The 22,686-nt window shown below is 72.7% G+C and carries 18 protein-coding genes, 1 tRNA gene and 1 pseudogene; 14 read left to right on the plus strand and 6 right to left on the minus strand.

The window, feature by feature from the left end; genetic code table 11:
- The first annotated feature begins 2 nt into the window (after positions 1–2).
- Positions 3–905, plus strand: coding sequence for an SMP-30/gluconolactonase/LRE family protein (locus BMX97_RS24690; RefSeq protein ID WP_091753860.1), 903 nt, complete (start codon positions 3–5; stop codon positions 903–905).
- Complete coding sequence (locus tag BMX97_RS24695) at positions 902–1,816, plus strand: VOC family protein (protein ID WP_091753861.1); 915 nt, start codon at positions 902–904, stop codon at positions 1,814–1,816. The genes BMX97_RS24690 and BMX97_RS24695 overlap by 4 nt, the downstream gene beginning before the upstream one ends.
- A 28-nt stretch (positions 1,817–1,844) precedes the next feature.
- On the opposite strand, the gene BMX97_RS24700 is transcribed toward BMX97_RS24695, so the two are convergent.
- Positions 1,845–2,342 (minus strand): P-loop nucleotide/nucleoside kinase family protein, encoded by a 498-nt coding sequence (locus BMX97_RS24700; protein WP_091753862.1) that lies wholly within the window; start codon positions 2,340–2,342, stop codon positions 1,845–1,847.
- A 185-nt stretch (positions 2,343–2,527) separates the two neighbouring features.
- Positions 2,528–2,899: a hypothetical protein gene (locus tag BMX97_RS24705; protein ID WP_060848992.1), complete on the minus strand. Its 372-nt coding sequence runs from the start codon at positions 2,897–2,899 to the stop codon at positions 2,528–2,530.
- Between the two features lie 175 nt (positions 2,900–3,074).
- Here BMX97_RS24705 and BMX97_RS24710 point away from each other — a divergent pair, with 175 nt between their 5' ends.
- The 8 genes from BMX97_RS24710 (at position 3,075) to BMX97_RS33160 (ending at position 13,539) form a co-directional block, all read left to right on the plus strand.
- Positions 3,075–3,800, plus strand: a complete 726-nt coding sequence (locus tag BMX97_RS24710; protein ID WP_091753863.1) for a hypothetical protein — start codon at positions 3,075–3,077, stop codon at positions 3,798–3,800.
- Positions 3,801–3,840: 40 nt separating this feature from the next.
- Positions 3,841–5,274, plus strand: a complete 1,434-nt coding sequence (gene pyk, locus BMX97_RS24715) for a pyruvate kinase (RefSeq protein ID WP_091753864.1) — start codon at positions 3,841–3,843, stop codon at positions 5,272–5,274.
- A 383-nt stretch (positions 5,275–5,657) separates the two neighbouring features.
- Entirely contained in the window at positions 5,658–6,074 is a 417-nt protein-coding gene (locus tag BMX97_RS24720; protein WP_091753865.1) for a DUF4864 domain-containing protein, read from the plus strand.
- A gap of 64 nt (positions 6,075–6,138) precedes the next feature.
- Positions 6,139–7,551: a threonine synthase gene (gene thrC / locus BMX97_RS24725; protein WP_091753866.1), complete on the plus strand. Its 1,413-nt coding sequence runs from the start codon at positions 6,139–6,141 to the stop codon at positions 7,549–7,551.
- Positions 7,548–8,843 carry a M16 family metallopeptidase gene (locus BMX97_RS24730; RefSeq protein ID WP_091753867.1) on the plus strand — a complete coding sequence of 432 codons (1,296 nt, stop codon included), beginning with the start codon at positions 7,548–7,550 and terminating at the stop codon, positions 8,841–8,843. Before thrC ends, BMX97_RS24730 begins: the two co-directional genes overlap by 4 nt.
- A gap of 4 nt (positions 8,844–8,847) precedes the next feature.
- Positions 8,848–9,906, plus strand: coding sequence for a UDP-3-O-acyl-N-acetylglucosamine deacetylase (locus BMX97_RS24735; protein WP_091753868.1), 1,059 nt, complete (start codon positions 8,848–8,850; stop codon positions 9,904–9,906).
- 171 nt (positions 9,907–10,077) lie between these two features.
- Complete coding sequence (locus tag BMX97_RS24740) at positions 10,078–12,960, plus strand: EAL domain-containing protein (RefSeq protein WP_091753869.1); 2,883 nt, start codon at positions 10,078–10,080, stop codon at positions 12,958–12,960.
- A gap of 324 nt (positions 12,961–13,284) precedes the next feature.
- Entirely contained in the window at positions 13,285–13,539 is a 255-nt protein-coding gene (locus tag BMX97_RS33160; RefSeq protein WP_091753870.1) for a PilZ domain-containing protein, read from the plus strand.
- Between the two features lie 52 nt (positions 13,540–13,591).
- On the opposite strand, the pseudogene BMX97_RS34375 reads toward BMX97_RS33160, so the two are convergent.
- A pseudogene (locus BMX97_RS34375) lies at positions 13,592–14,017 on the minus strand (L,D-transpeptidase); the annotation flags it as partial.
- Positions 14,018–14,835: 818 nt separating this feature from the next.
- Positions 14,836–16,017, minus strand: a complete 1,182-nt coding sequence (locus tag BMX97_RS24755; protein WP_177202344.1) for a polysaccharide deacetylase family protein — start codon at positions 16,015–16,017, stop codon at positions 14,836–14,838.
- A 368-nt stretch (positions 16,018–16,385) separates the two neighbouring features.
- Between BMX97_RS24755 and BMX97_RS24760 the strand changes: the two genes are divergently transcribed.
- Genes BMX97_RS24760 through BMX97_RS24775 form a run of 4 tightly spaced genes read left to right on the plus strand, consistent with a single transcriptional unit; the run spans position 16,386 to position 21,683 of the window.
- Positions 16,386–17,276, plus strand: a complete 891-nt coding sequence (locus tag BMX97_RS24760) for a 1-deoxy-D-xylulose-5-phosphate synthase N-terminal domain-containing protein (protein ID WP_244538626.1) — start codon at positions 16,386–16,388, stop codon at positions 17,274–17,276.
- A complete protein-coding gene (locus BMX97_RS24765; RefSeq protein WP_091753872.1) occupies positions 17,276–18,172 on the plus strand; it encodes a transketolase family protein in 897 nt (298 codons plus the stop codon). Before BMX97_RS24760 ends, BMX97_RS24765 begins: the two co-directional genes overlap by 1 nt.
- On the plus strand, positions 18,169–20,136 hold the full coding sequence (locus BMX97_RS24770) for an NAD-dependent epimerase/dehydratase family protein (RefSeq protein ID WP_091753873.1): 1,968 nt from the start codon (positions 18,169–18,171) through the stop codon (positions 20,134–20,136). Before BMX97_RS24765 ends, BMX97_RS24770 begins: the two co-directional genes overlap by 4 nt.
- Positions 20,133–21,683, plus strand: coding sequence for a hypothetical protein (locus tag BMX97_RS24775; RefSeq protein WP_091753874.1), 1,551 nt, complete (start codon positions 20,133–20,135; stop codon positions 21,681–21,683). Before BMX97_RS24770 ends, BMX97_RS24775 begins: the two co-directional genes overlap by 4 nt.
- Before the next feature lie 16 nt (positions 21,684–21,699).
- On the opposite strand, the gene BMX97_RS24780 is transcribed toward BMX97_RS24775, so the two are convergent.
- Both BMX97_RS24780 and BMX97_RS24785 read right to left on the minus strand, forming a co-directional pair.
- Positions 21,700–22,482 (minus strand): class I SAM-dependent methyltransferase, encoded by a 783-nt coding sequence (locus BMX97_RS24780; RefSeq protein WP_091753875.1) that lies wholly within the window; start codon positions 22,480–22,482, stop codon positions 21,700–21,702.
- Between the two features lie 109 nt (positions 22,483–22,591).
- Positions 22,592–22,668, minus strand: a tRNA-Arg gene (locus BMX97_RS24785).
- Positions 22,669–22,686 lie beyond the last annotated feature (18 nt).

A 22,686-nucleotide genomic window follows, 5' to 3' on the forward strand; every position in this document is an offset into this window, starting at 1 on the left:
GCATGGACGGGTTCGAGATCCACGACGAGCGCTTCAAGCACTACGTCCTGGCGAACGCGCCGCTGGAGGAGCTGGGTTCCGGCTTCCGCTGGATCGAGGGCCCGGTCTGGATGGGCGATGCCGACTGCCTGCTGTTCCAGGACCTGCCGCGCAACCGCACAATGCGGTGGATCGAGGGGGCGGGCTTCTCGGTCTACCGCGCGCCCTCGAACTACGCCAACGGCCAGACCCGGGACCGCGAGGGCCGGCTGATCGCCTGCTCGCATCGCGGCCGCTGCCTCACCCGCACCGAGTACGACGGCACGGTCACGACGCTGGTCGAGCGCCATGCCGGCAAGCGCCTGAACTCGCCCAACGACGTGGTGGTGAAGTCCGACGGGACGATCTGGTTCAGCGATCCGGTCTACGGGATTTCGAACGACTACGAGGGCGGGCGGCAGCGTTCCGAGCAGCCGCCCGCCCTCTACCGCTTCGATCCGCGGACGGGCGAGATCCAGGTGATGGCCGGCGACTTCGACGGGCCGAACGGCCTCGCCTTCTCGCCCGACGAGCGCCGGCTCTACGTCGCCGAGACCGGCGACCAGTCGAAGCCGGATCCGCGCCAGTACATCCGCGTCTTCGACGTCGCGCCCGACGGGGCCCTGTCGGGCGGCGACATCTTCCACACGATCTCACCCGGCTATTGCGACGGGATGCGCGTCGACGAGGACGGCAACGTCTGGTCGAGCGCGGCCGACGGGGTGCATTGCCTCAGCCCGGAGGGCAAGCTGATGGGCAAGATCCTGGTGCCGCACCCGGTCTCGAACATCACCTTCGGCGGCCCGACCAAGAACCGCCTGTTCATCGGCGGCTCGCACACGCTCTACGCGATCTTCCTCGACCGGCGCGGGGTGCAGACGCCGTGAGCACCCTCGGAGGAGCCCGGCGCCTCGCCCGGATCGCGCTCAACGCCACCGATCCGGAGAGGTTGGCCGTGTTCTACCGCGCCGCGCTCGGCTTTCGCGACGCGGAGGCGATCGGGGCCGGGCCGGCGCGGGTCGTGCCCCTGCGCCTCGGCGACCAGCGCCTAGACCTCGTGGCGGCGCCCGACGGCCGCCCCTATCCGGGCAACGTGCCGGGTTTCAGCCCGCTGTTCCAGCACTGCGCCATCATCGTCGCCGACATGGGCGCAGCCCATGCCCGCCTGTCGGCGCATCCGGGCTGGCGCCCGATCTCGACCGACGGCCCGGTGCGGCTGCCCGCCGCCTCGGGCGGCGTGACGGCGTTCAAGTTCCGCGACCCCGAGGGCCACCCGCTCGAATTCCTGGCCTTCCCGCCGGACGCGATCCCCGAGGCGTGGCGACGGCCGGGGGCGGCCGATCCTTGCCTCGATCCTTCCCTCGATCCTTGCCTCGGCCTCGACCACTCGGCGATCTCGGTCGCCGACACCGCCCGCAGCGTGGCGTTCTACGAATCGCTCGGGCTCACGATCGCGTCGCGCTCGCTCAATACCGGGCCCGAACAGGCCCGCCTCGATGCCGTCCCCGCCCCGACCGTCGAGGTGACGGGGCTGGGCTTCCCGGACGGCCGGCCGCCGCATGTCGAGCTGTTGTGCTACCGCGGCGACCATCCGCGGCCGGTCTCCGACCTCGCGGTCGGCGACGTGGCGGCGACCCGGCTGGTGATCGCGATGGCCGACGCTGACGATCTCGCGGCCGTCTGCGCCACCCATGCCGGCCGGCTCGTCCCGGCCGGGTCGGTATCGCGATCCGCTCTGGGCGGTGGCGCCCTGCTGCGCGACCCGGACGGGCATATCGTGATGCTGACGTCCGGGTGAGGCGAGGGCTCGCCCCGGCAGCGGGGCCCTACGCCTCCTGCCGGTGCACCACCACCTCGAACCCCTCCTCCGGGGCCGGCGGCACGAAGTAGCGGGTGAACAGGTCGAACGCGGCGTCGTCCACCGTGAATTCGTGCGTGCCGGCGGCGTTGCGGGCGCGCAAGCGCGCCTTGCACAATGCGTCGTCGGCTTCGAGGTAGTGGAGCCGATGCGCCACCTCCGCCTCGTGGACGATCGTCCGCATCCAGGCCCGGCTCTCCGGTGTGTTTGCCGGAAAGTCGAGCACGACGGACAGTCCGGCCCGCAGCAGCGCGACGAGGTGTGGTGCCATCACGCCGCGCAGACGCCCGGCGTTGCGGACGTAGTCGGCAAGGCTGTTCTGCTCGCCCGGATAGAGCCCGGCCAGCCACTGGTCTTCCCGGACCAGGATCGTGGCGGGCTCGGCGGCGAGGCGGGCCGCGAGCGTCGATTTTCCAGCAGAGATCTTGCCGCACAGGAGGTGCAGCACGGCATCGGGGGTGGGCATGACGGGACAGACCTTCCGGGTGCCGGGAGGCACCACCAGAACTTCACGGGATCGCGGACAGACGACACCCGGCCCGACTCATCGGGCCGGGTGGATAATTCGACGCTGCGACGCGACGTGATGCGGGAAAGTCATGGTCGGGATCGGGGCCGTTGCCGACCCCGGCCTCAAGCGGCGAGGCCGCGTCAGGCCGCCAGCACCCGGCGGGACAGCGGCGCCGACGAACTCGGGATACCGGCCCGCTGCAACGCGATCTCGGCGTTGCGCCGGGACTGCTTCAGGGCGACGAGGGCCGACCAGCGCATTGCCACCTCGTGGCGGGCGGCGAGGCGCCCCGCCGCATCGTAGCGGCGCCAGCCGCAGCGCGCCTGGCCCGCCGCGTCGGTCTCGTCGTAGGTCTCGTAACGGGCCACCAGGGCGCCGGCGGCGTCGAACTCGTCGTGGTACCAGCGCACGCCGTCGAGCGGGGCGCCGCGGCTGCGCGACCCCCGGATCACCAGACGATGCTCGACGGGCGTGCGGAAGATCGTCTCGAACACGGGCGGCTGAAACAGCATGACCGTCGATACCCCCTACGTATCGTCGCCGGAACGTTTCTTGAGGACAGGGTGCGTTGCAGCATATCCGGCGTCAAGAGCGTGGCGCCGCGGCGGACGATGCGATTGCGGCCTCGACGGGTGCTCCTTTGGTCCAAGGTGCCCTAGCTTTCGGCGCAACGGAGGGACGGCGAGGATGCGGGGCGGGACACGACGGGGCGCGGGGCTGTTCGTCCTGGCCTGGCTCGCCGGGCCGGGAGCGGCGCTCGCCGCGGAGGGCGATTGCTTCGATTACGGCGCGCTCGACGCCGGCCCGGGCCTCGGCACGATCAAGGCCGGGGAGCCCCGCGTGCCGTTCGTGCGGGGCGCGTCCGACCGCAAGGGCTGCCCCGGCGCCGATCCGGCCTGCCGCGAGAAGGCCTTCGTGGTGGCGGGCGACACCGTGATCCTCGGCGGCACGAGGCCGGGCTACGTCTGCGCGACCTATGTCGGCAGGACCGGGGCGGTGCGCGCCGGCTGGCTGGCGGCGGACGCGGTCGCGCGCGTCCCGGAGCCGGCGCCCGGCCCGACGGACTGGACCGGCACCTGGAGCGCCCCGGAACAGACCCTGGCGATCCGGCCGGGCAAGGCCGCCGGCACGCTTTCGGTCAAGGGCGACGCGACCTACGGCGCCCTCGACCCCGATCGCGTCCGCCGCGGCGCGGTCAATCTCGGCACCGTCGAGGGCACGACGGCCCCGAGCGGGGCGTCCCTCGCCTTCACGATGGGGGACAAGGGCACCCTGCCCTTCGCGGCCGGCGAGCCGGGCGATTGCCGGGTGCGTCTCAGGCTGCTGCCGCCCTTCCTCCTCGCCGAGGACAACACGAATTGCGGCGGCATGAACGTCAGCTTCACGAACGTCTACCGCCGCACCAAGCCCTGAACCCGACGACCCGAACCCTGACGAGCCAGGAGCGATTGCCATGCGCCGCCACCGCCACGCCAAGATCGTCGCCACCGTCGGACCGGCCAGCAACACGCCGGAGCGGCTGAAGGCCCTGTTCTTCGCCGGGGTCGACACCTTCCGGCTCAACTTCTCGCACGGCACCCACGACGACCACGCCAAGGTCCATGCCGCGATCCGGGCGCTCGAGCAGGAGACCGGTCGGCCGATCGGCATCCTGCAGGACCTGCAGGGCCCGAAGATCCGCATCGGCACCCTGCGGGGCGACAGGCTCGACCTCGCCACCGGCGACCGCATCCGCTTCGTGCGCGAGGGCCGGGAGGGCGGGCCGGACGCGATCCCCCTGCCCCATCCGGAGATCTTCGCCGCCGTGGCGCCGGGCCAGGAACTGCTGATCGACGACGGCCGGGTCCGGGTGCGGGTCGCGGGCGTGGACGACGATGCGATCGACGCCGACGTGGTGGTCGGAGGGCCGATCTCCAACCGCAAGGGCGTCAACCTGCCCGGCACCGTGCTGGCCCTCTCGCCGCTGACCGAGAAGGACCGGCGCGACCTCGCCTTCGGGCTCGATCTCGGGGTGGACTGGGTCGCCCTGTCCTTCGTCCAGACCCCCTCCGACGTGATGGAGGCGCGCGGGCTGATCGCCGGCCGGGCCGGGCTGATCGCCAAGATCGAAAAGCCCTCGGCGCTGGAGCATATCGACGACATCATCCGCATCGCCGACGGCGTGATGGTGGCCCGCGGCGACCTCGGCGTGGAATTGCCGCCCGAGGACGTGCCGGGGCGCCAGAAGGAGCTGGTGCGCGCCTGCCGCCGGGCGGTGAAGCCCGTCATCGTGGCGACCCAGATGCTCGAGACCATGGTGACGGCGCCCGCCCCGACCCGGGCCGAGGCGTCCGACGTCGCTACCGCGGTCTATGACGGCGCCGACGCGGTGATGCTGTCGGCCGAATCGGCGGCGGGGCGCTATCCGGTCGAGGCGGTGGCGATGATGGACCGCATCATCCGCCGCACCGAGCAGCACCGGCTCTACCGCTCGCTGGTGCGGGCGAGCGAGCCCGAGGTCGAGGACAGCCCGCCCCACGCGGTCGCGGCCGCGGCGGCCGGCCTCGCCGACGCCATCGAGGCGGCGGCGATCGTCGCCTTCACGGCGAGCGGGACCACCGCGGCCCGCATCGCCCGCAAGCGCCCGAACGTGCCGATCCTCGCCGCCACCTTCGATCCCGCGGTGTCGCGCCGGCTCAGCCTGTACTGGGGCGCGCATTCGGTGCTCGGCCCGGAGATCGAGTCCTACGAGGCGATGGTGGCGCGCGCCGCCGAGGTCGCCGAGCAGGAGGGGTTCGCCCAGGCGCCCGACCTCGTCGTGGCGGTGGCCGGCATCCCGTTCGGCCAGCCGGGCACGACCAACAACCTGCGGGTGGTCGAGCTGGGACGCAAGGCGAGCGGGGTCTGATCGCCGTCACCACGGCACACGACAGCGACGTGAATCCGCGATGGTTATCTCTCCCACCCGCGACCTCATCCTGAGGCGTTAGTCGATCTTCGATCGATCGACCTCGAAGGAGGGCTCCAGATGTCGCTGCGATTTCTGGAGCCCTCCTTGGAGGCTCAGCGATCGTCGATCGCCCGCACCTCAGGATGAGGTGGTGTCTGGGAAAGCCTTGACGCGGAAAGGCCTCACGCCCCGGTCGTGTCCCGTGCGCCGCCACGACTGTTCGTCATCGAACGTCATTCGGACGATTTGCCGGGTCATTCGCGATGACGACTTTCAGTTGTGCGCACGGAATCTCCCTGCTACGCTGCGGCATCCGCCACCGACGTGTCCCGGGAGAGCCCGTGCGCACCCTCGTCGCCCTGATGACCCTTCTGGCCGTCGGCCAGGGCGCGCTCGCCGCCGGCAGCGGCGACCGCGAGGCGGCGCGGACGGTGATCCGGCGCCAGCAGGAGGCCTTCCGGCAGGACGACGCGGCCACGGCCTACGCCCAGGCCGCGCCCGCGATCCGGTCGATCTTCGGCACGCCCGAGCTGTTCGTCGGCATGGTCCGGCAGGCCTACGCGGCGGTCTACCGCAACCGTCGCTTCGAGTTCGGCAGCGACGAGGAACTGCCCGACGGGAGCCTGGCGCAGGGCGTGCGGATCCAGGACCAGGACGGCACCGACTGGGAGGCGCTCTACACCCTGGAGCGGGACGCGGACGGCGCCTGGCGGATCACCGGCTGCCGCCTGCGCAAGGCGCCCGGCAGCAGCGCCTGACCCGCGGGCTGACGCGCGGTCCAGATTCGTGTAGGGCCTCGCGTCAGCCTCAGGACTGATCACCGTGCTCCATGTCTCGACCCGCGGCGCCGCCGCGCCGCTGACCTTCACCGACGCGCTGCTGGCCGGCCTCGCCCGCGACGGCGGCCTCTACATCCCGCAGAGCTGGCCGCAGATCTCCCGCGAGACCATCGCGGGTCTCGCCGGGCGCCCCTACGCGGAGGCCGCCAAGACCGTGCTGTCGCCGCTCGTCGACGGCGAGATCGCGCAGGCCGATTTCGACCGGATGATCGACGCGGCCTACGCCTCCTTCCGGCACCCGGCGGTCTGCCCGCTGACGCAGCTCGGCGACAACCTCTTCCTGCTCGAACTGCATCACGGCCCGACTCTCGCGTTCAAGGACGTGGCGATGCAGCTGCTGGGCCGGCTGATGGACCACGCGCTGAAGGCGAAGGGCAGCCGCGCCACCATCGTGGGCGCCACCTCGGGCGATACCGGCAGCGCCGCCGTCGAGGCGTTCCGCGGCCTCGACAACGTCGACGTGTTCATCCTTTACCCGCATGGCCGGGTGTCGGAGGTGCAGCGCCGGCAGATGACCACGGTGGATGCGCACAACATCCATGCGCTCGCGGTCGAGGGCACGTTCGACGATTGCCAGGCGATCGTGAAGGCGCTGTTCCAGCACCCGCGCTTCGCCGACGAGGTCCGGCTCTCGGGCGTCAACTCGATCAACTGGGCCCGGGTCGCGGCACAAGCCGTCTACTACTTCACCAGCGCGGTGGCTTTGGGCAGCCCGCACCGCCCGGTCTCGTTCTCGGTGCCGACGGGCAATTTCGGCGACATCCTGGCGGGCTGGGCCGCCAAGCGCATGGGCCTGCCGGTCGGCCGGCTGATGGTCGCCACCAACGCCAACGACATCCTGGCGCGCACGCTCGCCACCGGCTCGTACGAGGTGCGGGGCGTGGCGCCCACCACCTCGCCGTCGATGGACATCCAGGTCTCCTCGAACTTCGAGCGGCTGCTGTTCGAGGCGCTCGACCGCGACGCGGGGTCCGTGAACCGGCTGATGGCGGGTCTCAAGCAGTCAGGCGCCTTCACGCTCGACGAGCGGACGCTAGGGCGCATCCGCGCCGAGTTCGACGCGGCCGCCGTGCCCGAGGACGAAGTCGTCGCCGAGATCCGCGACGTCTACGAGGGCACCGGCCAGATCATCGATCCCCACAGCGCCATCGGCGTGCGCGCCGCCCGCAAGCTCTTGGCGGACGATCCGGCGACCCCCGTCGTGGCGCTCGCCACCGCGCATGCCGCCAAGTTCCCGGATGCGGTCGAGGCCGCGACCGGCGTGCGCCCGGCCCTGCCGCCGCATCTGTCGGATCTCCTGGAGCGGCGCGAGCGCTTCACCGTGCTGCCGAACGACGAGGCGGCGGTGGAGCGGGCGATCCGCGAGCGCGCCCGTATCCTGAGGAGTGCCGCATGAACCAGCATTTCGCGACGCTCGGCGCCTCGCCGGACCTCAAGATCACGCGGCTCGCCAACGGGCTCACCGTCGCCACCGAGGCGATGCCGGGGCTCGCCACCGCGACCCTCGGGGTCTGGGTCGGGGCCGGCTCGCGCAACGAGCGGCCCGAGGAGCACGGGCTCAGCCACCTCATCGAGCACATGGCGTTCAAGGGCACGGCGACGCGCTCGGCCCGCCGGATCGCCGAGGACATCGAGAATGTCGGCGGCGAGATCAACGCCGCCACCAGCGTCGAGCAGACGAGCTACACCGCCCGGGTGCTGGGCGAGGACGCCGAGGTCGCCCTCGACGTGCTCGGCGACATCCTGACCCGCTCGGTCTTCGAGGCCGGCGAGCTCGCCCGCGAGAAGGGCGTGATCCTGCAGGAATACGCCGCCGTCGAGGACACCCCCGACGACGTCGTCTACGACGCCTTCACCGAGGCGGCCTTCCCCGACCAGCCGATCGGCCGGCCGATCCTCGGGCGGCCCGAGACGATCCAGAGCTTCGACCGCGCGGCGATCGAGGCCTATCTCGCCCGCGAGTACACGCCGGGCCGGATGGTGCTGGCCGCCGCCGGCGCGGTCGAGCACGACGCCATCGTGGCGGCGGCGGAGAAGCATTTCGGCGCGATGCCGGCCAGCCAGGCGCCCGAGGCGGTGCCCGGGCAGTATCGCGGCGGCGAGCGCCGGATGAAGCGCAAGCTCGAACAGGCCAACCTGGTGCTCGGCCTGCCCGGCCTGTCGTTCCGCGACGACAAATATTACGCCACCCACCTGTTCGCCCAGGTGCTCGGCGGCGGGCTGACCTCGCGGCTTTGGCATGAGGTGCGCGAGACCCGGGGCCTGGCCTACGAGATCCACGCCTTCCACTGGCCGTTCAGCGATTGCGGCCTGTTCGGCATCGGCGCCGGCACCGCGGGTGCCGACCTGCCGGGCCTCGTCGACGTGACGCTCGCCTGCCTGCGCGACGCCGCCGACACCGTGGACGAGGCCGAGCTCGCCCGGGCGAAGGCCCAGCTCAAGGTCGCGCTGCTCTCGGCGCTGGAGACCCCCGGCGGGCGCATCGAGCGCACGGCGCGCCAGTTCCTCGCCTGGGGCCGGATCATTCCCGCCGCCGAGGTGATCGCCAAGGTCGACGCCGTGACGACCGACGACGTGCGGGCGGCCGGCCGCGCGCTGATCGCCGGGGCGCCGACCCTGGCGGCGATCGGGCCGATCAAGACGCTGCAGAGCCTCGACGCCGTGGGCAAGGCGCTGCGGGGAGCCTGACGCGATGCGGCGCGAGGCGACGCTCGGCCGGAGCGTGTCGGTGCGCGGGCCCGGGATGCATACCGGCCGCGTCGCCCGCGTGACGATCGCGCCCGCCCCGCCCGGCCACGGCATCCGCTTCACGGTGCCGGGGGCCGGGCCCGCGGTGCCGGCCACCACCGCGCCCTGGATCGCGAGCCGGATGTGCACCGCGCTGGCGCTCGCCGACGGGCGCAAGCTGCGCACGATCGAGCACCTGATGGCGGCGCTCTCGGCCTCCGGCATCGACAACGCGGACGTGACCGTCGAGGGCACCGAGATCCCGATCCTCGATGGCTCCGCCTCGCGCTGGTGCGCGCTGATCGACGCGGCCGGGTGGGTGGTGCAGGACCGGCCGCGGGAATTCCTGCGCATCCGGGCGCCGTTCCAGGTCGACGGGATGCACGGCTTCCTGCGCGCCGAACCGGCCGAGGGGTTCGCCGTCGACGTCAGCACCGACCGGCTGCCGGGCTTCGGCGTCCTGCGCTGGGCCGGCCCGATCGACGCCGCCTCGTTCCGCACTGAGATCGCCCCGAGCCGCAGCTTCGGCAACGCCTCGCTGATCTGGCGCACGCTGCTCAAGACCCGGCTCGCCCGCACGCTCCTTCCGGCCGCCGCCCGGGACCGGCTCTGGGCCCGCTCCTTCGACGCCCAGACGGTGCGCGGCGACGGGCCGGAGCCGACTCGATCGCGGCCCGAGCACAGCCGCCCGATCGGCCCGGACACCGACGCGCGGATGCACCCGCGCGACCGCGAGCCGCTTCTGCGCGGCGCCCGCCCCGGGCGGGTGGCCATCCTGCTCGGCGGCCGGGTGCTCGGCGGGGCGCGCTTTTCCGACGAGCCGGTGCGGCACAAGACCCTCGACCTCGTCGGGGATTTGAGCCTCGCCGGCCGGCCGATCCTCGGGCGCATCGTGGCCAACTGCCCGACCCACGCGCTGACCTTCGCGTTCCTGACCGAGCTGATGCGCCACCCGGAATGCTGGGAGGTGGTATCGGCGGCCGAACCCGCCGCGTCCCGCCGCGGGACGACCGCCTCAACTTGATTTGGCCGCAAAGCGGAGCGATCGAAGCCCGCCGACGGCCGCGCTCGCGGACGGCCGGGGAGATCCGGGACCTCCGCCTTGCCCGCAAGCTTGGGCGTCAGTACGGTCCGGCCTCTCCTCATGCCGCCCCGTGGCCGTGGCCGCCTCCGTCCGGCCGGAAGACCCCGAAGCTTGCGCACGTACTCACTCGTCCTCGCCTGCCTCGCCGCCCTCGTCGGGCTGGTTCTCGCCGCGCCGCAGGCCCGCGCGGTCGAGGCCGTGCGCGTCACCCTCGACTCGCAGGCCATCGACCTCACCCCGGCGATCGAGCGCTACCGCTCCGACGGCGACCTGATCCAGATCTCGACCGCGCCGGGCAAGGACGGCATCGTGCGCCGCATCGCCGTGAAGGCGCGCGAGACGGGCGCCCGCCCGGACTGGATGGTGTTCGCGCTCACCAACGACACCGACGAGCAGATCGACCGGCTGCTGGTCGCCCCGCATTTCCGCCTCGTCGGCTCCGGCGTGGTGTGGCCCGATCTCGGGGGATCCCGCATCGCCGCCATCACGGCGAGCCAGGGCATCCGGCCCGAGCGCGACGAGAGCCCGGACGCCGACCAGTTCGTCATCACGCTCGATCCCGGCACCACCGTCACCTTCGTGGCGGAGCTGCGCACCCCCAACGTGCCGCAGGTCTATCTCTGGGACCAGGACGCCTACCGCAAGAAGGCGACCGGGCTGACCCTCTACAAGGGCATCATCATCGGCATCGCCGGGCTGCTCGCCCTGTTCCTGACCATCGTGTTCGTGGTCAAGGGCGCGATCATCTTCCCGGCGGCGGCCGCGCTCGCCTGGGCGGTGCTGGCCTATGCCTGCATCGATTTCGGGTTCTTCCAAAGAATCTTCCCGGTGACGGAAGCCGCCGAGCGGATCTACCGCGCCTCCGCGGAGGCCGTGCTCGGCGCGACCCTGCTGGTGTTCCTGTTCGCCTATCTCAACCTCGCCCGCTGGCACGTCCGCTACAGCCACGTGGCGCTGATCTGGCTCCTGTTCCTCGCCGGCCTCGTCGGCCTCGCGGTCATCGATCCCCCGGTGGCGGCGGGCGTGGCGCGGATCTCGGTGGCGACCGTGGCGGGCGTCGGCCTGCTCCTCATCGTCTATCTCGCCATCCACAACGGCTACGACCGGGCGATCCTGCTGATCCCGACCTGGCTGCTGCTGCTCGCCTGGGTGGTGGCGGCGGGCTTTGCCATCACCGGCCAGCTCCACAACGACCTCGTCCAGCCGGCCCTCATCGGCGGCCTCGTGCTGATCGTGATGCTGATCGGCTTCACGGTGCTGCAGCACGCCTTCGCGGGCGGCGGGATCGGCAACAGCCTCGTCTCCGACACCGAGCGCCGCGCGCTGGCGCTGACAGGCGCGGGCGACGTCGTCTTCGACTGGGACGTCCCGGGCGACCGGGTCTTCGCCGGTCCGGAGATCGAGGGGCAGCTGGGTCTCAAGCGCGGGGCGCTGGAGGGGCCGCAGGCGAGTTGGCTCTCTCTCCTCCATCCCTTCGACGTCGAGCGCTACTCGGCCGCCCTCGACACCGTGATCGAGGAGCGCCGCGGCCGGATCTCGCAGGATTTCCGCCTGCGCTCGGCCGCCGGGCCGTATTACTGGTTCCGCCTCAAAGCACGGCCGGTGATCGGCACCGACGGCGAGGTGGTGCGCATCGTCGGCACCATCGCGGACGTGACCGAGGCCAAGATCGCCGAGGAGCGCCTGCTCCACGACGCGGTGCACGACAACCTCACCGGCCTGCCCAACCGCGAATTGTTCAACGACCGGCTCGACGCCGCGATCGCCCTGGCGAGCCAGGACCCGCGCCTGAAGCCGACCCTGTTCGTCGTCGACATCGACCGCTTCAAGCAGGTCAACGACGCGATCGGCCTCTCGGCGGGCGATTCGATCCTGCTGACCCTGTCGCGCCGCCTCAACCGGCTGCTGCGGCCGCAGGACACGCTCGCTCGCATCGCCGGCGACGAGTTCGCCGTCATCCTGCTCTCCGAGCGCGACCCCGACCGGATCATCGCGTTCGCCGACAGCATCCGCCGGGCGATCACGACGCCGATCACCTACGCCGACCGCGAGATTTTTCTCACGCCCTCGATCGGCGTCGCCCTGCACGAGGCCGGCGCGGTGGTGAAGCGCGAGGACGTGGTGAAGAACGCCGAGCTCGCGATGATCAACGGCAAGCGCCAGGGCGGCGACCGGATCGAGGTCTACCGCCCGACCATGCGCTCCGACCGCGGCGAGCGGATGATGCTTGAGAGCGACCTGCGCCGGGCGCTGGAGCGCAACGAGATCAAGGTGCTTTTTCAGCCGATCGTGCGCCTGGAGGACCGCACCGTGGCGGGCTTCGAGACCGTGCTGCGCTGGGACCACCCGCGGCTCGGCCGCGTCGTCCCCCAGGTCTTCCTGCCGATCGCGGAAGAATCCGGCCTGATCGTCAATCTCGGCGTCTTCGCGCTCGAGCGCACCGCCGCGGAACTGGCCGCCTGGCAACAGGCGCTGGTGGTCGAGCCGCCGATCTTCGCCTCCGTCAACCTGTCCTCGCGCCAGCTCCTGCGCCACGACCTCCTGCACGACGTGAAGACCGTGCTCGCCCGCACCGGCGTCGTCCCCGGCTCGCTCAAGCTCGAGCTGACCGAGGCCCTGGTGATGGAGAACCCGGAATACGCCGCCCAGATGCTCGCCCGCATCCACGAGCTCGGCGCCGGCCTCTGCCTCGACGATTTCGGCACCGGCTACTCGGCGCTGACCTACATGCAGCGCTTCCCCTTCGACACGATCAAGATCGACCAGTCCTTCGTGCGCCAGATGGCGAACGGCCGCTCCGGCATCCTGCGCTCGATCGTCCGCATGGCACAGGAACTCGGCCTCGAGATCGTGGCCGAGGGCGCCGAATCGGAGGCCGACGCGCTCGCGCTCGCCGAGATCGGCTGCGACTACGCGCAAGGCTTCGCCTTCGGCGAGCCGATGTCGATCCTGCAGGCGCGGCAGCTGGTGGGAGCGGCGCCCGAGGCGGCGTAGCTCTGGGCCGTATCGGAGGCAGGATCCGCCCGGTCTCCCGGGCGTCAATCCTCTGTCTCGCGGGCGGCGTCCTCGACCCGCGTGCGGGCTCCGCCGAAGGCGCCGGAGCCGGTCGGCAGATCCCCCTTTCGCCCGACATTCAGGCGCCGGTTCGAGCCGCCGTCCGCGTATGTCGGCAGCGTGATGCCCAAGCCGCATCGCGGAGGCGCGGCCCGCCCGCCTCACCCTAGATCATTGTGCCTAGAACCTCCGATCGATTGTTTCCGGAGGTCGCCTGCTATTTTCTTTTATCGGTCGTTAATGAAATCATCCCGAGGTTCGCGCATGGAGTTGTTGGCCGCACAGCCGTCGGGGCTTGCGGGAAGCCCCGGTGAGATCGTCGTCGATTCAGGCTTGCCGGCACTGAACTGTCGGATATTGGACATTTCTCCGGCCGGTGCCACGCTGGCGCTGCCGGACGCCGCCGCGGTGCCGGAGACGATCACCCTTGCGGTCGCGGGCGAGTTCGTCATGCGCCGCTGCCGCGTCGTGCGACGGGGCCGCGATCACGTCGTCGTAGCCTTCGAGATGCCGGTCTGAACGCCCGCGGCGAGGCGGGGCGCGCGGCGCAACTCCCGACCCTCGATACCCGTCAGATCACCTGCACCTTCGTGCCGACCGGGACGAAGCGGTACAGCTCGATCACGTCCTCGTTCAGCATGCGGAAGCAGCCCGCGGAGGCGGCGCGGCCGATCGAGCGCGGGTTGGTAGTGCCGTGGATGCGGTACAGCGTGGAGCCGAGATACAGCGCCCGGGCCCCGAGTGGGTTGTGCGGGCCCCCAACGACGTGGCGGGGCAGGCCGGGGCGGCTGCGCCGCATCTCCGGCGTCGGCGTCCATTGCGGCCATTCCTGCTTGGCGGTCACCGTCTCGACGCCCTTCCAGGTCGTGCCCGGACGCCCGACCGCGACGCGGTAGCGGATCGCCGTGCCGTCGCCGCGCACGAGGTAGAGGAAGCGCGCCGCGGTATCGACCACGATGGTGCCGGGGGCCTGCGCCCCGGGAAAGCCGATCACCCGGCCCCGCCGCACCGCCGGCAGCGCCACCGGGGCGACGGGCGCCGGGGCGGCCGGCGGCACGAGGCGCGGCGCGGGCGCCGGCGGCTCGACCGGCAGCGCGGCGGTCCGCACGGCCGCCGGGCCGGGCGCCGCCGGGATGGCAACCACCGGGCCCGCCGCGGCCTGGACGGACGGCGCCTCGGGCGCCAGCGAGACCAGGCGGATCGGAGCGTCGGGCAGCGGCAGGGCCGGCACCGTGGCGGCGCTCGCCGCCGCCTGGGGGGCCGGCGGGGCGCGCGTGACCGGGGGGGCTTGCGGAGCCTCGGCCGGCGGCGAGGCCTCGGCTACGGCGGCCGGGGGGGCGGCTGCGGCGGGGCGCTCCGGGGACGTGACGGCGGCGGCGGGGCGGGAGCCGCAGCGATAGACCCGGCGGCCGTCCGCCCGCATCGTCACCGGGCCGATCGCGTCGACGACGATCTGCCGGGGCTCGGCGTTGGTGCCGGCGCGCCGGTCCTCGGCCGAGCGGAAGCAGCGCATGTGCAGCCGGTAGCCGATCGCGGTGTCCGACACCCGGTCGATCCGGCAGTCGAGGTCGTGCGCCGCGAGGCGCGCCTCGGCTTGGGGCTTCAGGCGGATCTCGAAGGCCCGGGGGCTCGCCGGGTCGGCGCAGTCGCGCAGGGTCGGCGCCCACCAGCCCGCCGGCGACTCGTCGGCCCTCATCGCGCGGGCGGCGCCGGGAACGGTGAGGACCAGCGCCGGAAGGAACGCGGGCAGGAGCCGGACGAGGCGTCGCATCGGGGAGGCTTTCGGAGCGGGGGACGGCGTCGGCGGGACGGGGATCATCGGGCGCGGGGGGCGTCCGCCGCGGCGACCGGGCGGAAGCCGTGCGCCGCCGGGGCGACGCCGACCACCACGAAGCCGCTCCAGCCCGCCCGGGGGGCGGGGCCGGCGGAGGCGGCGAGCCGGTCCGACGGTCCCGGGGAGGCCGCGTCGGCGACGAGGGCGAGGCGCACCTCGGCGCCGGTCCGGCTCTGGTCCCGGGGCGCCGGGGCGGGCGGCGGGGGCGCCGGCTCTTCCTCGAACAGGCCCGCCCGCAGCAGGAGCGGCGCCTCCTCGGCGACGCGCCGGCGCTCGCCGGCCGGCCGCAGGGCCGCCATGCGGGTGCCGAGCCGGTCGAGGGCGAGGCGGATGGGTCGCGCCTGCGGGGCGTCGAGGGCCGCCAGCGCGGCTTGCGTATCGGCCCGCGCCGGCACGACGTGGACGACCCGGTAGCCCCGGGCCTTCAGGGCGCGCAGCAGGTCGGGCAGGATCGCGACGGTGCGGGGCTGGATGTCGTGGAGCAGGATGATCCCCCGCCCCGCCGCGTCGAGGCGCCGGAGCACCCGCTCCATCACCGCCGCCGGGGCGATGCGCTTCCAGTCGTCGCCGTCGACGTCGATGCTGAACGGCAGCAGCCGCTGGGCGGCGGCGTAGCGGTCGAGGGCCGGGCTGTGCCCGAGCCCGGGGAAGCGGAAGAACGGCGAGAGCGCGGTCTCGTCGTCGGCCAGCACCGTGCGGGCGGCGGCGAGCCCGCCGTTGATCTGGTCGCGCCGCACCGCGTGGCTGCGGACCCGGTCGAGGTAGCGGTGCGACCAGGTATGGGTCGCGATGGTGTGGCCCTCGGCGGCGGTCCGGCGCAGGGTATCGGGGAACTGCGCCACCATGCTGCCGACGACGAAGAACGTCGCCTTCACGCATTCGGCCCGCAGCGCGTCGAGCACCGCGTTGGTGCGCCGGGGCAGCGGGCCGTCGTCGAAGGTCAGCACCACCTCGCCGCGCGCGAGCGGCAGGGTGCCGCGATAGCTCGCCCGGCCGACCGGGCCCTGCGCGAACGGCACCTCGAGGGTGCGGGCGGTGCCGAGGGCGTCGCTCCGGCACTCCTGCGCCGCCTGCGCCGGCGAGGCGGCCAGGAGACCGACGAGACCGGCGGCGAGGAGGCCTGCACGGAGTCCGGACGGCAGCGGGGGCTTGAAGCAACGCACGAACGAACTCCGCCACACATGCCGGCCGTCACCGGCAATATCTGGACGAAAGCTGAGCCTCCGGTAAACGCATCGGCGCTCCGGCATCCTCCCTCCGGGACAAGCGGCGAAACAAGCGCTCCGGTGGACGACCCGATCGAGAACATCCCGCGGCCTGGGAGGCCGATTCACGGATCGGCAACTTTCCGGATGCCGGGCGACGACAGCCGCGGCCGCGGGATCGACCTCGGCGGCCCGGATCCGCACGGCGGCGGGCCGCGTGCGGGAGCCTCGCGAACCTGCGGCCCGGTCGTTCCGGCGAGGCGGCTTAACGCGACGCTAACCATGGCCGTCGTTCCGTCTTCCGGGGAGCAGCGGGATCGGGGCGGATGGCACGGCACGGACACACCCTTCGGGCGGAGAGCCGGCCGCCCGGAACCGTCGCGACGGCATCGCCCCCCGTGCAGCAGCCCGGGCTACTGGCGCCGGGCCTGTTGACGCTGGCGCGCTGGCGGCTGCTCGCCATGCACCGCACCGCCGATGTCGGGCATCTCGGCGGCAACCTGTCGGCGCTCGACGCGATGATGCTCGTCCACCACGAGATGCTGGGCGAGGCCGACCGCTTCGTCCTCTCGAAGGGCCATGCGGCGGGCGCGCTCTACGTCACCCTGTGGAGCCGCGGGCTGATCGCCGATGCCGAGCTCGACAGCTTCCACGGCGAGGGCACGCGGCTGCCCGGCCACCCCCCCGCCCGCGGCCTGCCGGGGAGCCGCTTCGGCACCGGCAGCCTCGGCCACGGCCTCTCGCTCGCCGCCGGGCTCGCCCTCGCGGCCCGGCTCCAGCGCCGGCCGGGACGGGTCTTCTGCCTGACCTCCGACGGCGAGTGGCAGGAAGGCTCGACCTTCGAGGCGCTGATCTTCTGCGCCCACCAGCGGCTCGCCAACCTGACGATCCTGATCGACCACAACCGGCTCCAGGGCTTCGGCACTACCGGCGAGGTCGCCTCGCTCGACCCGATCGGCCGGACGCTCGCGGGCTTCGCCGTCGAGATCCGCGAGGCGGACGGGCACGACCTCGCGGCGATGCGCCGGGCGCTCGCCCCCGGCACCGACCGGCCGGTGGTCGTCGTCCTGCACACCGTGAAGGGCCGCGGCGTGCCGGCGATCGAGGGCCGGCTCGACAGCCATTACCTGCCCCTCACCGAGGCGCAGTACCTCGCGGCGATCCTCGGCACGCCCGAGGCGATGTCCGGCGAGACCGCCACCGGGGAGAGCGCCTGATGCGGCGGGAATTGTGCGAGGCCCTCGTCGCCCGGGCGGCGAGGCCGGAGCTGGTCTTCCTCACCGGCGACCTCGGATTCGGGGCGCTCGAGCCCCTGCGCGAGGCGCTGGGCGAGCGCTTCCTCAATGCCGGCATCGCCGAGCAGAACATGATCGGAGTGGCGGCGGCGCTGGCGAGCGAGGGGCTCGAGCCCTGGACCTACACGATCGCGCCGTTCTGCTACGCCCGCGCCTTCGAGCAGATCCGCAACGACGTCTGCCTGCACCGCCTGCCGGTGCGGATGCTCGGCAACGGCGGCGGCTACGGCTACGGGGTGATGGGCCCGACCCACCACGCGCTGGAGGATTACGGCGTCCTCTCGACGCTCCCGTCCCTGCGCATCCTGGTGCCGGCCTTCGATTCCGACGTCGCCGACGTCGTCGCGGCGGCCGGCGCGTCGCCCGGCCCGGTCTACGTCCGGCTCGGCCGCGGCGAGCTGCCGGCGGGCTGCCGCGCCCCGGCCTACGCGCCGTGGCGGCGCCTGCGCGCGGGGCGCGGGCCCGTCGTCGTCGCGGTCGGGCCGATGGCGGGGGTCGCCTGGGGAGCCTTCGCGCAGGACGGCGAGACGGGACCGGAGGTCTGGGCGGTGAGCGAGCTGCCGCTCGCCCTCAGCCCCCCGCCGCAAGCCTTTTCCGACGCGCTGGCCGGCCGCACCCTCTGCGTCGTCGAGGAGCACGTGGCGCAAGGCGGCCTCGGCCAGGCGCTGGCCGCCTGGTGCCTCACCAGCGCCGCGGCGATCACGGGCTTCCGCACCGTGACGGCGGCCGGCTACCCGTCCGGCACCTACGGCTCGCAAGGCTTCCACCGGCGCGAGAGCGGCCTCGATGCCGAGGCGCTGCGCGGGCTCCTCGCATGACCCCCACCGCCACGGACTGGATCGACAGCCTCAAGGGTCCCATCGCCGTGCTGGGCGCGGGCGGCTTCGTCGGCTGCAACCTGTTTCGCCACATCCTGGCGCGGCGGCGCGACGTCTACGCGGTCGCCCGCACCCTGCCGGCGCCCCGCCTGCGCGGCATCGACCCGACCCACCTCGTCGCCGTCGACGTCACCGACCGGGCGGCGCTCGCCAACTTCGCCGAGGCGATCCGTCCGGCGACGGTGTTCGACTGCATCGCCTACGGCGCCTACTCGTTCGAGACCGACGCCGACCTGATCTACGCCACCAACTTCAGCGCCCTGGTCGACCGGGTCGAGCGCCTGGCGGAGAGCGGGCGGCTCGCCGCCTACATCCATGCCGGCTCCTCCTCCGAGTACGGGCTGAACTCCGCCGCCCCCGCGGAGGACGCGGCCCTCGTCCCCAACAGCGCCTACGCGGTCTCGAAGGCGGCCGCCGCCCAGTACCTGGCCTATGCCGGCAAGACGCGGCGCTGGCCGGTAGCCAACCTGCGGCTCTACTCGGTCTACGGCCCCTACGAGGACGCCAACCGGCTGATCCCGGCCGTGGTCTCGCGGGGGATCGCCGGGGGCTACCCGGATCTCGTCGACCCGACGATCGCCCGCGACTTCGTCTACGTCGAGGACGTGTGCGAGGCCTTCGTGCGCGCGGCCGCCAAGATGTCGCCCGACCTCTACGGCGAATCGATCAACATCGGCACCGGGACCGAGACCACGATCCGCGACCTCGCCGGCACCGCCCGCGAGGTGTTCGGGATCGCGGACGCGCCGCTTTTCGGCGCGATGGCGCCCCGGGCCTGGGACATGGCGCGCTGGCAGGCCAACCCCGAGAAGGCCGGGCGCCTGCTCGGCTGGCGCGCCGGCACGCCGCTGGCGCAAGGGCTCGCCCGCACCGCCGCCTGGATGCGGGAGGCGGGGGCCGACCTCTCCGGCCTGACCAAGGCCGGGGCGACGCGCCGGCGCAGCATCGCGGCGATCATCGCCTGCTACAAGGACGAGGAGGCGGTGCCGATCATGCACGCCCGCCTCACGGCGGTCTTCCGCAAGATCGACGTCGACTACGAGATCATCTTCGTCAACGACGCGAGCCCGGACGGGTGCGGCGAGCGCATCCGCGAGCTGTCGGCCCGCGACCCGCACGTGCTGGGCATCACGCATTCGCGCAACTTCGGCTCGCAGATGGCGTTCCGCAGCGGCATGGAGCTGGCGACCGCCCAGGCCTGCGTGCTCCTCGACGGCGACCTCCAGGACCCGCCCGAGCTGATCGAGCAGTTCCACGCCGCCTGGGTCGCAGGCCACGACGTGGTCTACGGCCGGCGCGTCAAGCGGGACATGCCGCTGGTCTGGGGCCTGCTCTACAAGGCGTTCTACCGGGTCTTCGCCGCCTTCAGCTACGTGCGCATCCCGCACGATGCCGGCGACTTCTCGCTGATGGACCGGCGCGTCGTCGGCTGGCTGCTGAACTGCCCCGAGCGCGACCTGTTCATGCGGGGCCTGCGCGCCTATGTCGGCTTCCGCCAGACCGGCGTCGACTACGTGCGCCCCAAGCGGATGTTCGGATCGAGCACGAACAACCTGCTCTCCAACCTCGAATGGGCCAAGCGCGGGATCTTCTCGTTCAGCAACACGCCGCTCAAGATGCTCACCGCGGCCGGGATCGTGCTGCTCGGCCTGTCGGGGCTGATCGGTCTCGTGATGGTGCTGCTGCACCTCGCCGTCCCGGGCATCGCCCCGCGCGGCGCGGTCTCGACCCAGCTGGCGATCCTGTTCTTCGGCGCGCTGAACCTGTTCGGGATCGGGCTCGTCGGCGAGTACGTCGCCAAGATCATGGAGGAGGTGAAGGCGCGGCCGCGCCTGATCCGGGCGGCGCTGATCCGCAACGGCACCGCGACCGACCTGCCGCCCGAGGGCGGGGCCCGGCCGTGACGCACGATGCCGGCCGGCCGGAGGACACGACGCGGCGGAGTCTCGGCCACCTCCCCTTCGCCGTGGTGCTGGGGCTCGCGGCGGCGCCCAACCTCCTGTTCCTGGGAACCCACCTGGCGAGCCCGCCGCTGGCGGCGGGCGCCTGCGCCTGCGTCGCGGCGGCGCTCGCCCTCGTGCTGCGCGACCTCGCCCGGACGCGCGCGCGCCTCGACGGACGGCTCCTGGACGGGCGGCTCCTGCTCGCCTGCCTCGCCACCGCCCTCGTCCTCTGCCTGCTCGGCGGCCAGGCGCACCTGTTCTTCGCCAACGACGACTGGCTGATCCGCGACGCGGTGCTGCACGACCTCGTCGCCGAGCCCTGGCCGGTCGGCTACCTCTATGCCGGCGACGCGACGATGCTGCGCGCGCCGCTCGGCCTCTACCTGCTGCCGGCGGCGATCGGGAAACTCGTCGGCCTCGCCGGGGCCCATGCCGCGCTGCTCGCCCAGGACACGATCCTGTTCGGTTGCCTGTTCTACGGCTTTGCCTCCCTCGCGCCGTCGCGCCGGCGCGGCCTCGTGCTGCTCGCGGTCTTCGTCGCCTTCAGCGGCTGGGACGTCGTCGGCAGCATGATCGTCGACGACCCGCTGATCCCCGGCCGCCATCTCGAGCAGTGGCTCGGCACCCTGCAATTCTCCTCGCACGTCACCCAGCTCTTCTGGGTGCCGAACCACGCGGCGTCGGGCTGGATCTTCGTCGGCGCCTACGGTCTGTGGCGGGCCGGCGCCCTGCGGGCGACCTCGCTCGCGGTGGTGTTCGGGCTGTGCGTGTTCTGGTCGCCGCTGAGCATGATCGGCGCCCTGCCCTTCCTGCTCGTCGCGCTCGGCGCCGACCTGGCCGCGCGCCGGCTCACCCGCGCCGGCCTCGCCGCGCTCGCCCTCGCGGGGCTCGGGCTCGTGCCGGTCGCGCTCTATCTCGGCGCCGACGCCGCGCGGGTGCCGCACGGGCTCCAGGACCTGACCGGGGCCTTCGCCAGCCGCTACGTCCTGCTGATCGCCTTCGAGCTCCTGCCCTTCCTTCTGATCCTCTGGCTGGCGCCGCCGTCGGGCGACCGCCGGGCGCGGGGGGAGATCGCCCTCGTCGCCGGCCTGCTGCTCGTCGTGCCGCTCTACCGGCTCGGGGGGGCGGACTTCGTCATGCGCGCCTCGATCCCGGCGCTGGCCCTCCTGGCGCTCAGGGTCGGCGCGGCTGTCCCGGATTTGCACGGCCCGCGCCGGATCATCGCCGTCACGATCCTCGGCTTCGGGGCGGTGACGCCGGCCTACGAGGTGATCCGGGCCGTCCGCGTGCCGGCCTTCGCGGTGAGTGCGTGCTCGCTGCTCGCCGCCGCCCGGACGCCGCCAAATACCGGGCCGCTGTTCCACTACGTCGCCCGGATCGACCACCTGCAGGGCCATCTCGCCGATCAGGTTCTGAGCAAGCCCGAAACGCAGATCCGGCTCGTCCCGCAGGCGATGTGCTGGCCCGACCACCCGGCCCATCAGGAGCATGCCGGGACGATCTTCTGAGGTCTCCGACGGGTCGTCAGTCCGACCGGCGGGCCGTGACGGTGTAGCCGAGGCAATCCTCGCCCCAGTCGCCGCGCAGCGACAGGGTGCCGATCAGCCCGAGCAGGCCGAGGACCGGCAGCAGGGCGAGACCGAGGAGCCGCCGCGCCGGGTGCCCGGCGGGATCGCCGAGCGGGATCAGGCAGAGCGCCATCGCCTTGTAGCAGGCGACGGTGACCGGGTTGCCGCGGGCGGTGACGCGGATCTCGCGGAATCCGGCCTCGCGCAGCAGCCGGTCGAGCGAGGACGGCGTATAGCGCCAGTAATCGTAGGGCACGAAGTGCCAGCGCGCCGCGAAGGGCACCGTCAGGACGAGGCGCCCGCCCGGCCGCAGGCAGGTGAACAGTTTGTCGACGAAGGGCGCCGGGGCCTCGACGTGTTCCAGGACCTCGGTGCACAGGACGAGATCGACGGAGGACGGTGCGACGGGCCAGTCGTCGCCCTCGTAATACTCGGTGTCGGGGATTGCGTAGCCGAAGCGGTCGCGGGCGTCGGCCCGGTCGATGCCGCGATAGCGGGCGTTCCGCGGCAGGAGCGGGCGGAAGACCTGGGCGCCGCAACCGACGTCGAGCACGTCGCCGGAGGCGGTGGCGAGGACGCCGCGCAGGTCGCGCCAGGCGGAGCCCGCCTGAAGGTCGAGGAGGCGGCGGCCCGCGGCGAGGATGTCGTCCCAGCGCGAGCGGCGGGGGCGGAAGACCGGCGGCTTGAAGCTCTCGGCCGTCGCATCGACCAGGTTGCGGCGCGTGGCGTGCGTGCTCATCCGGCAGGAACCCGATTACCGACGACGGTCGCGCCGTGCCGTCGGACAGCGCACAAGGCCTGGAACGGCCATCGGATCATGCGATGAGAGAGTATAGACTCGGTGAATGTGGCGCGCCCGAAAGGATTCGAACCTCTGACCCCCAGATTCGTAGTCTGGTGCTCTATCCAGCTGAGCTACGGGCGCCCGATCGAAGACCGTGTC

Origin of the sequence: Methylobacterium sp. ap11, from assembly GCF_900110515.1 — a bacterium.
GTDB lineage: Bacteria > Pseudomonadota > Alphaproteobacteria > Rhizobiales > Beijerinckiaceae > Methylobacterium > Methylobacterium ajmalii.

Coding starts and splice junctions, on each gene's coding strand:
- BMX97_RS24690 (WP_091753860.1), top strand. CDS start 3: ATGGACGGGTTCGAGATCCACGACGAGCGCTTCAAGCACTACGTCCTG.
- BMX97_RS24700 (WP_091753862.1), bottom strand. CDS start 2,342: ATGCCCACCCCCGATGCCGTGCTGCACCTCCTGTGCGGCAAGATCTCT.
- BMX97_RS24705 (WP_060848992.1), bottom strand. CDS start 2,899: ATGCTGTTTCAGCCGCCCGTGTTCGAGACGATCTTCCGCACGCCCGTC.
- BMX97_RS24710 (WP_091753863.1), top strand. CDS start 3,075: ATGCGGGGCGGGACACGACGGGGCGCGGGGCTGTTCGTCCTGGCCTGG.
- pyk (WP_091753864.1), top strand. CDS start 3,841: ATGCGCCGCCACCGCCACGCCAAGATCGTCGCCACCGTCGGACCGGCC.
- BMX97_RS24730 (WP_091753867.1), top strand. CDS start 7,548: ATGAACCAGCATTTCGCGACGCTCGGCGCCTCGCCGGACCTCAAGATC.
- BMX97_RS24735 (WP_091753868.1), top strand. CDS start 8,848: ATGCGGCGCGAGGCGACGCTCGGCCGGAGCGTGTCGGTGCGCGGGCCC.
- BMX97_RS33160 (WP_091753870.1), top strand. CDS start 13,285: ATGGAGTTGTTGGCCGCACAGCCGTCGGGGCTTGCGGGAAGCCCCGGT.
- BMX97_RS24760 (WP_244538626.1), top strand. CDS start 16,386: ATGGCACGGCACGGACACACCCTTCGGGCGGAGAGCCGGCCGCCCGGA.
- BMX97_RS24765 (WP_091753872.1), top strand. CDS start 17,276: ATGCGGCGGGAATTGTGCGAGGCCCTCGTCGCCCGGGCGGCGAGGCCG.
- BMX97_RS24770 (WP_091753873.1), top strand. CDS start 18,169: ATGACCCCCACCGCCACGGACTGGATCGACAGCCTCAAGGGTCCCATC.
- BMX97_RS24780 (WP_091753875.1), bottom strand. CDS start 22,482: ATGAGCACGCACGCCACGCGCCGCAACCTGGTCGATGCGACGGCCGAG.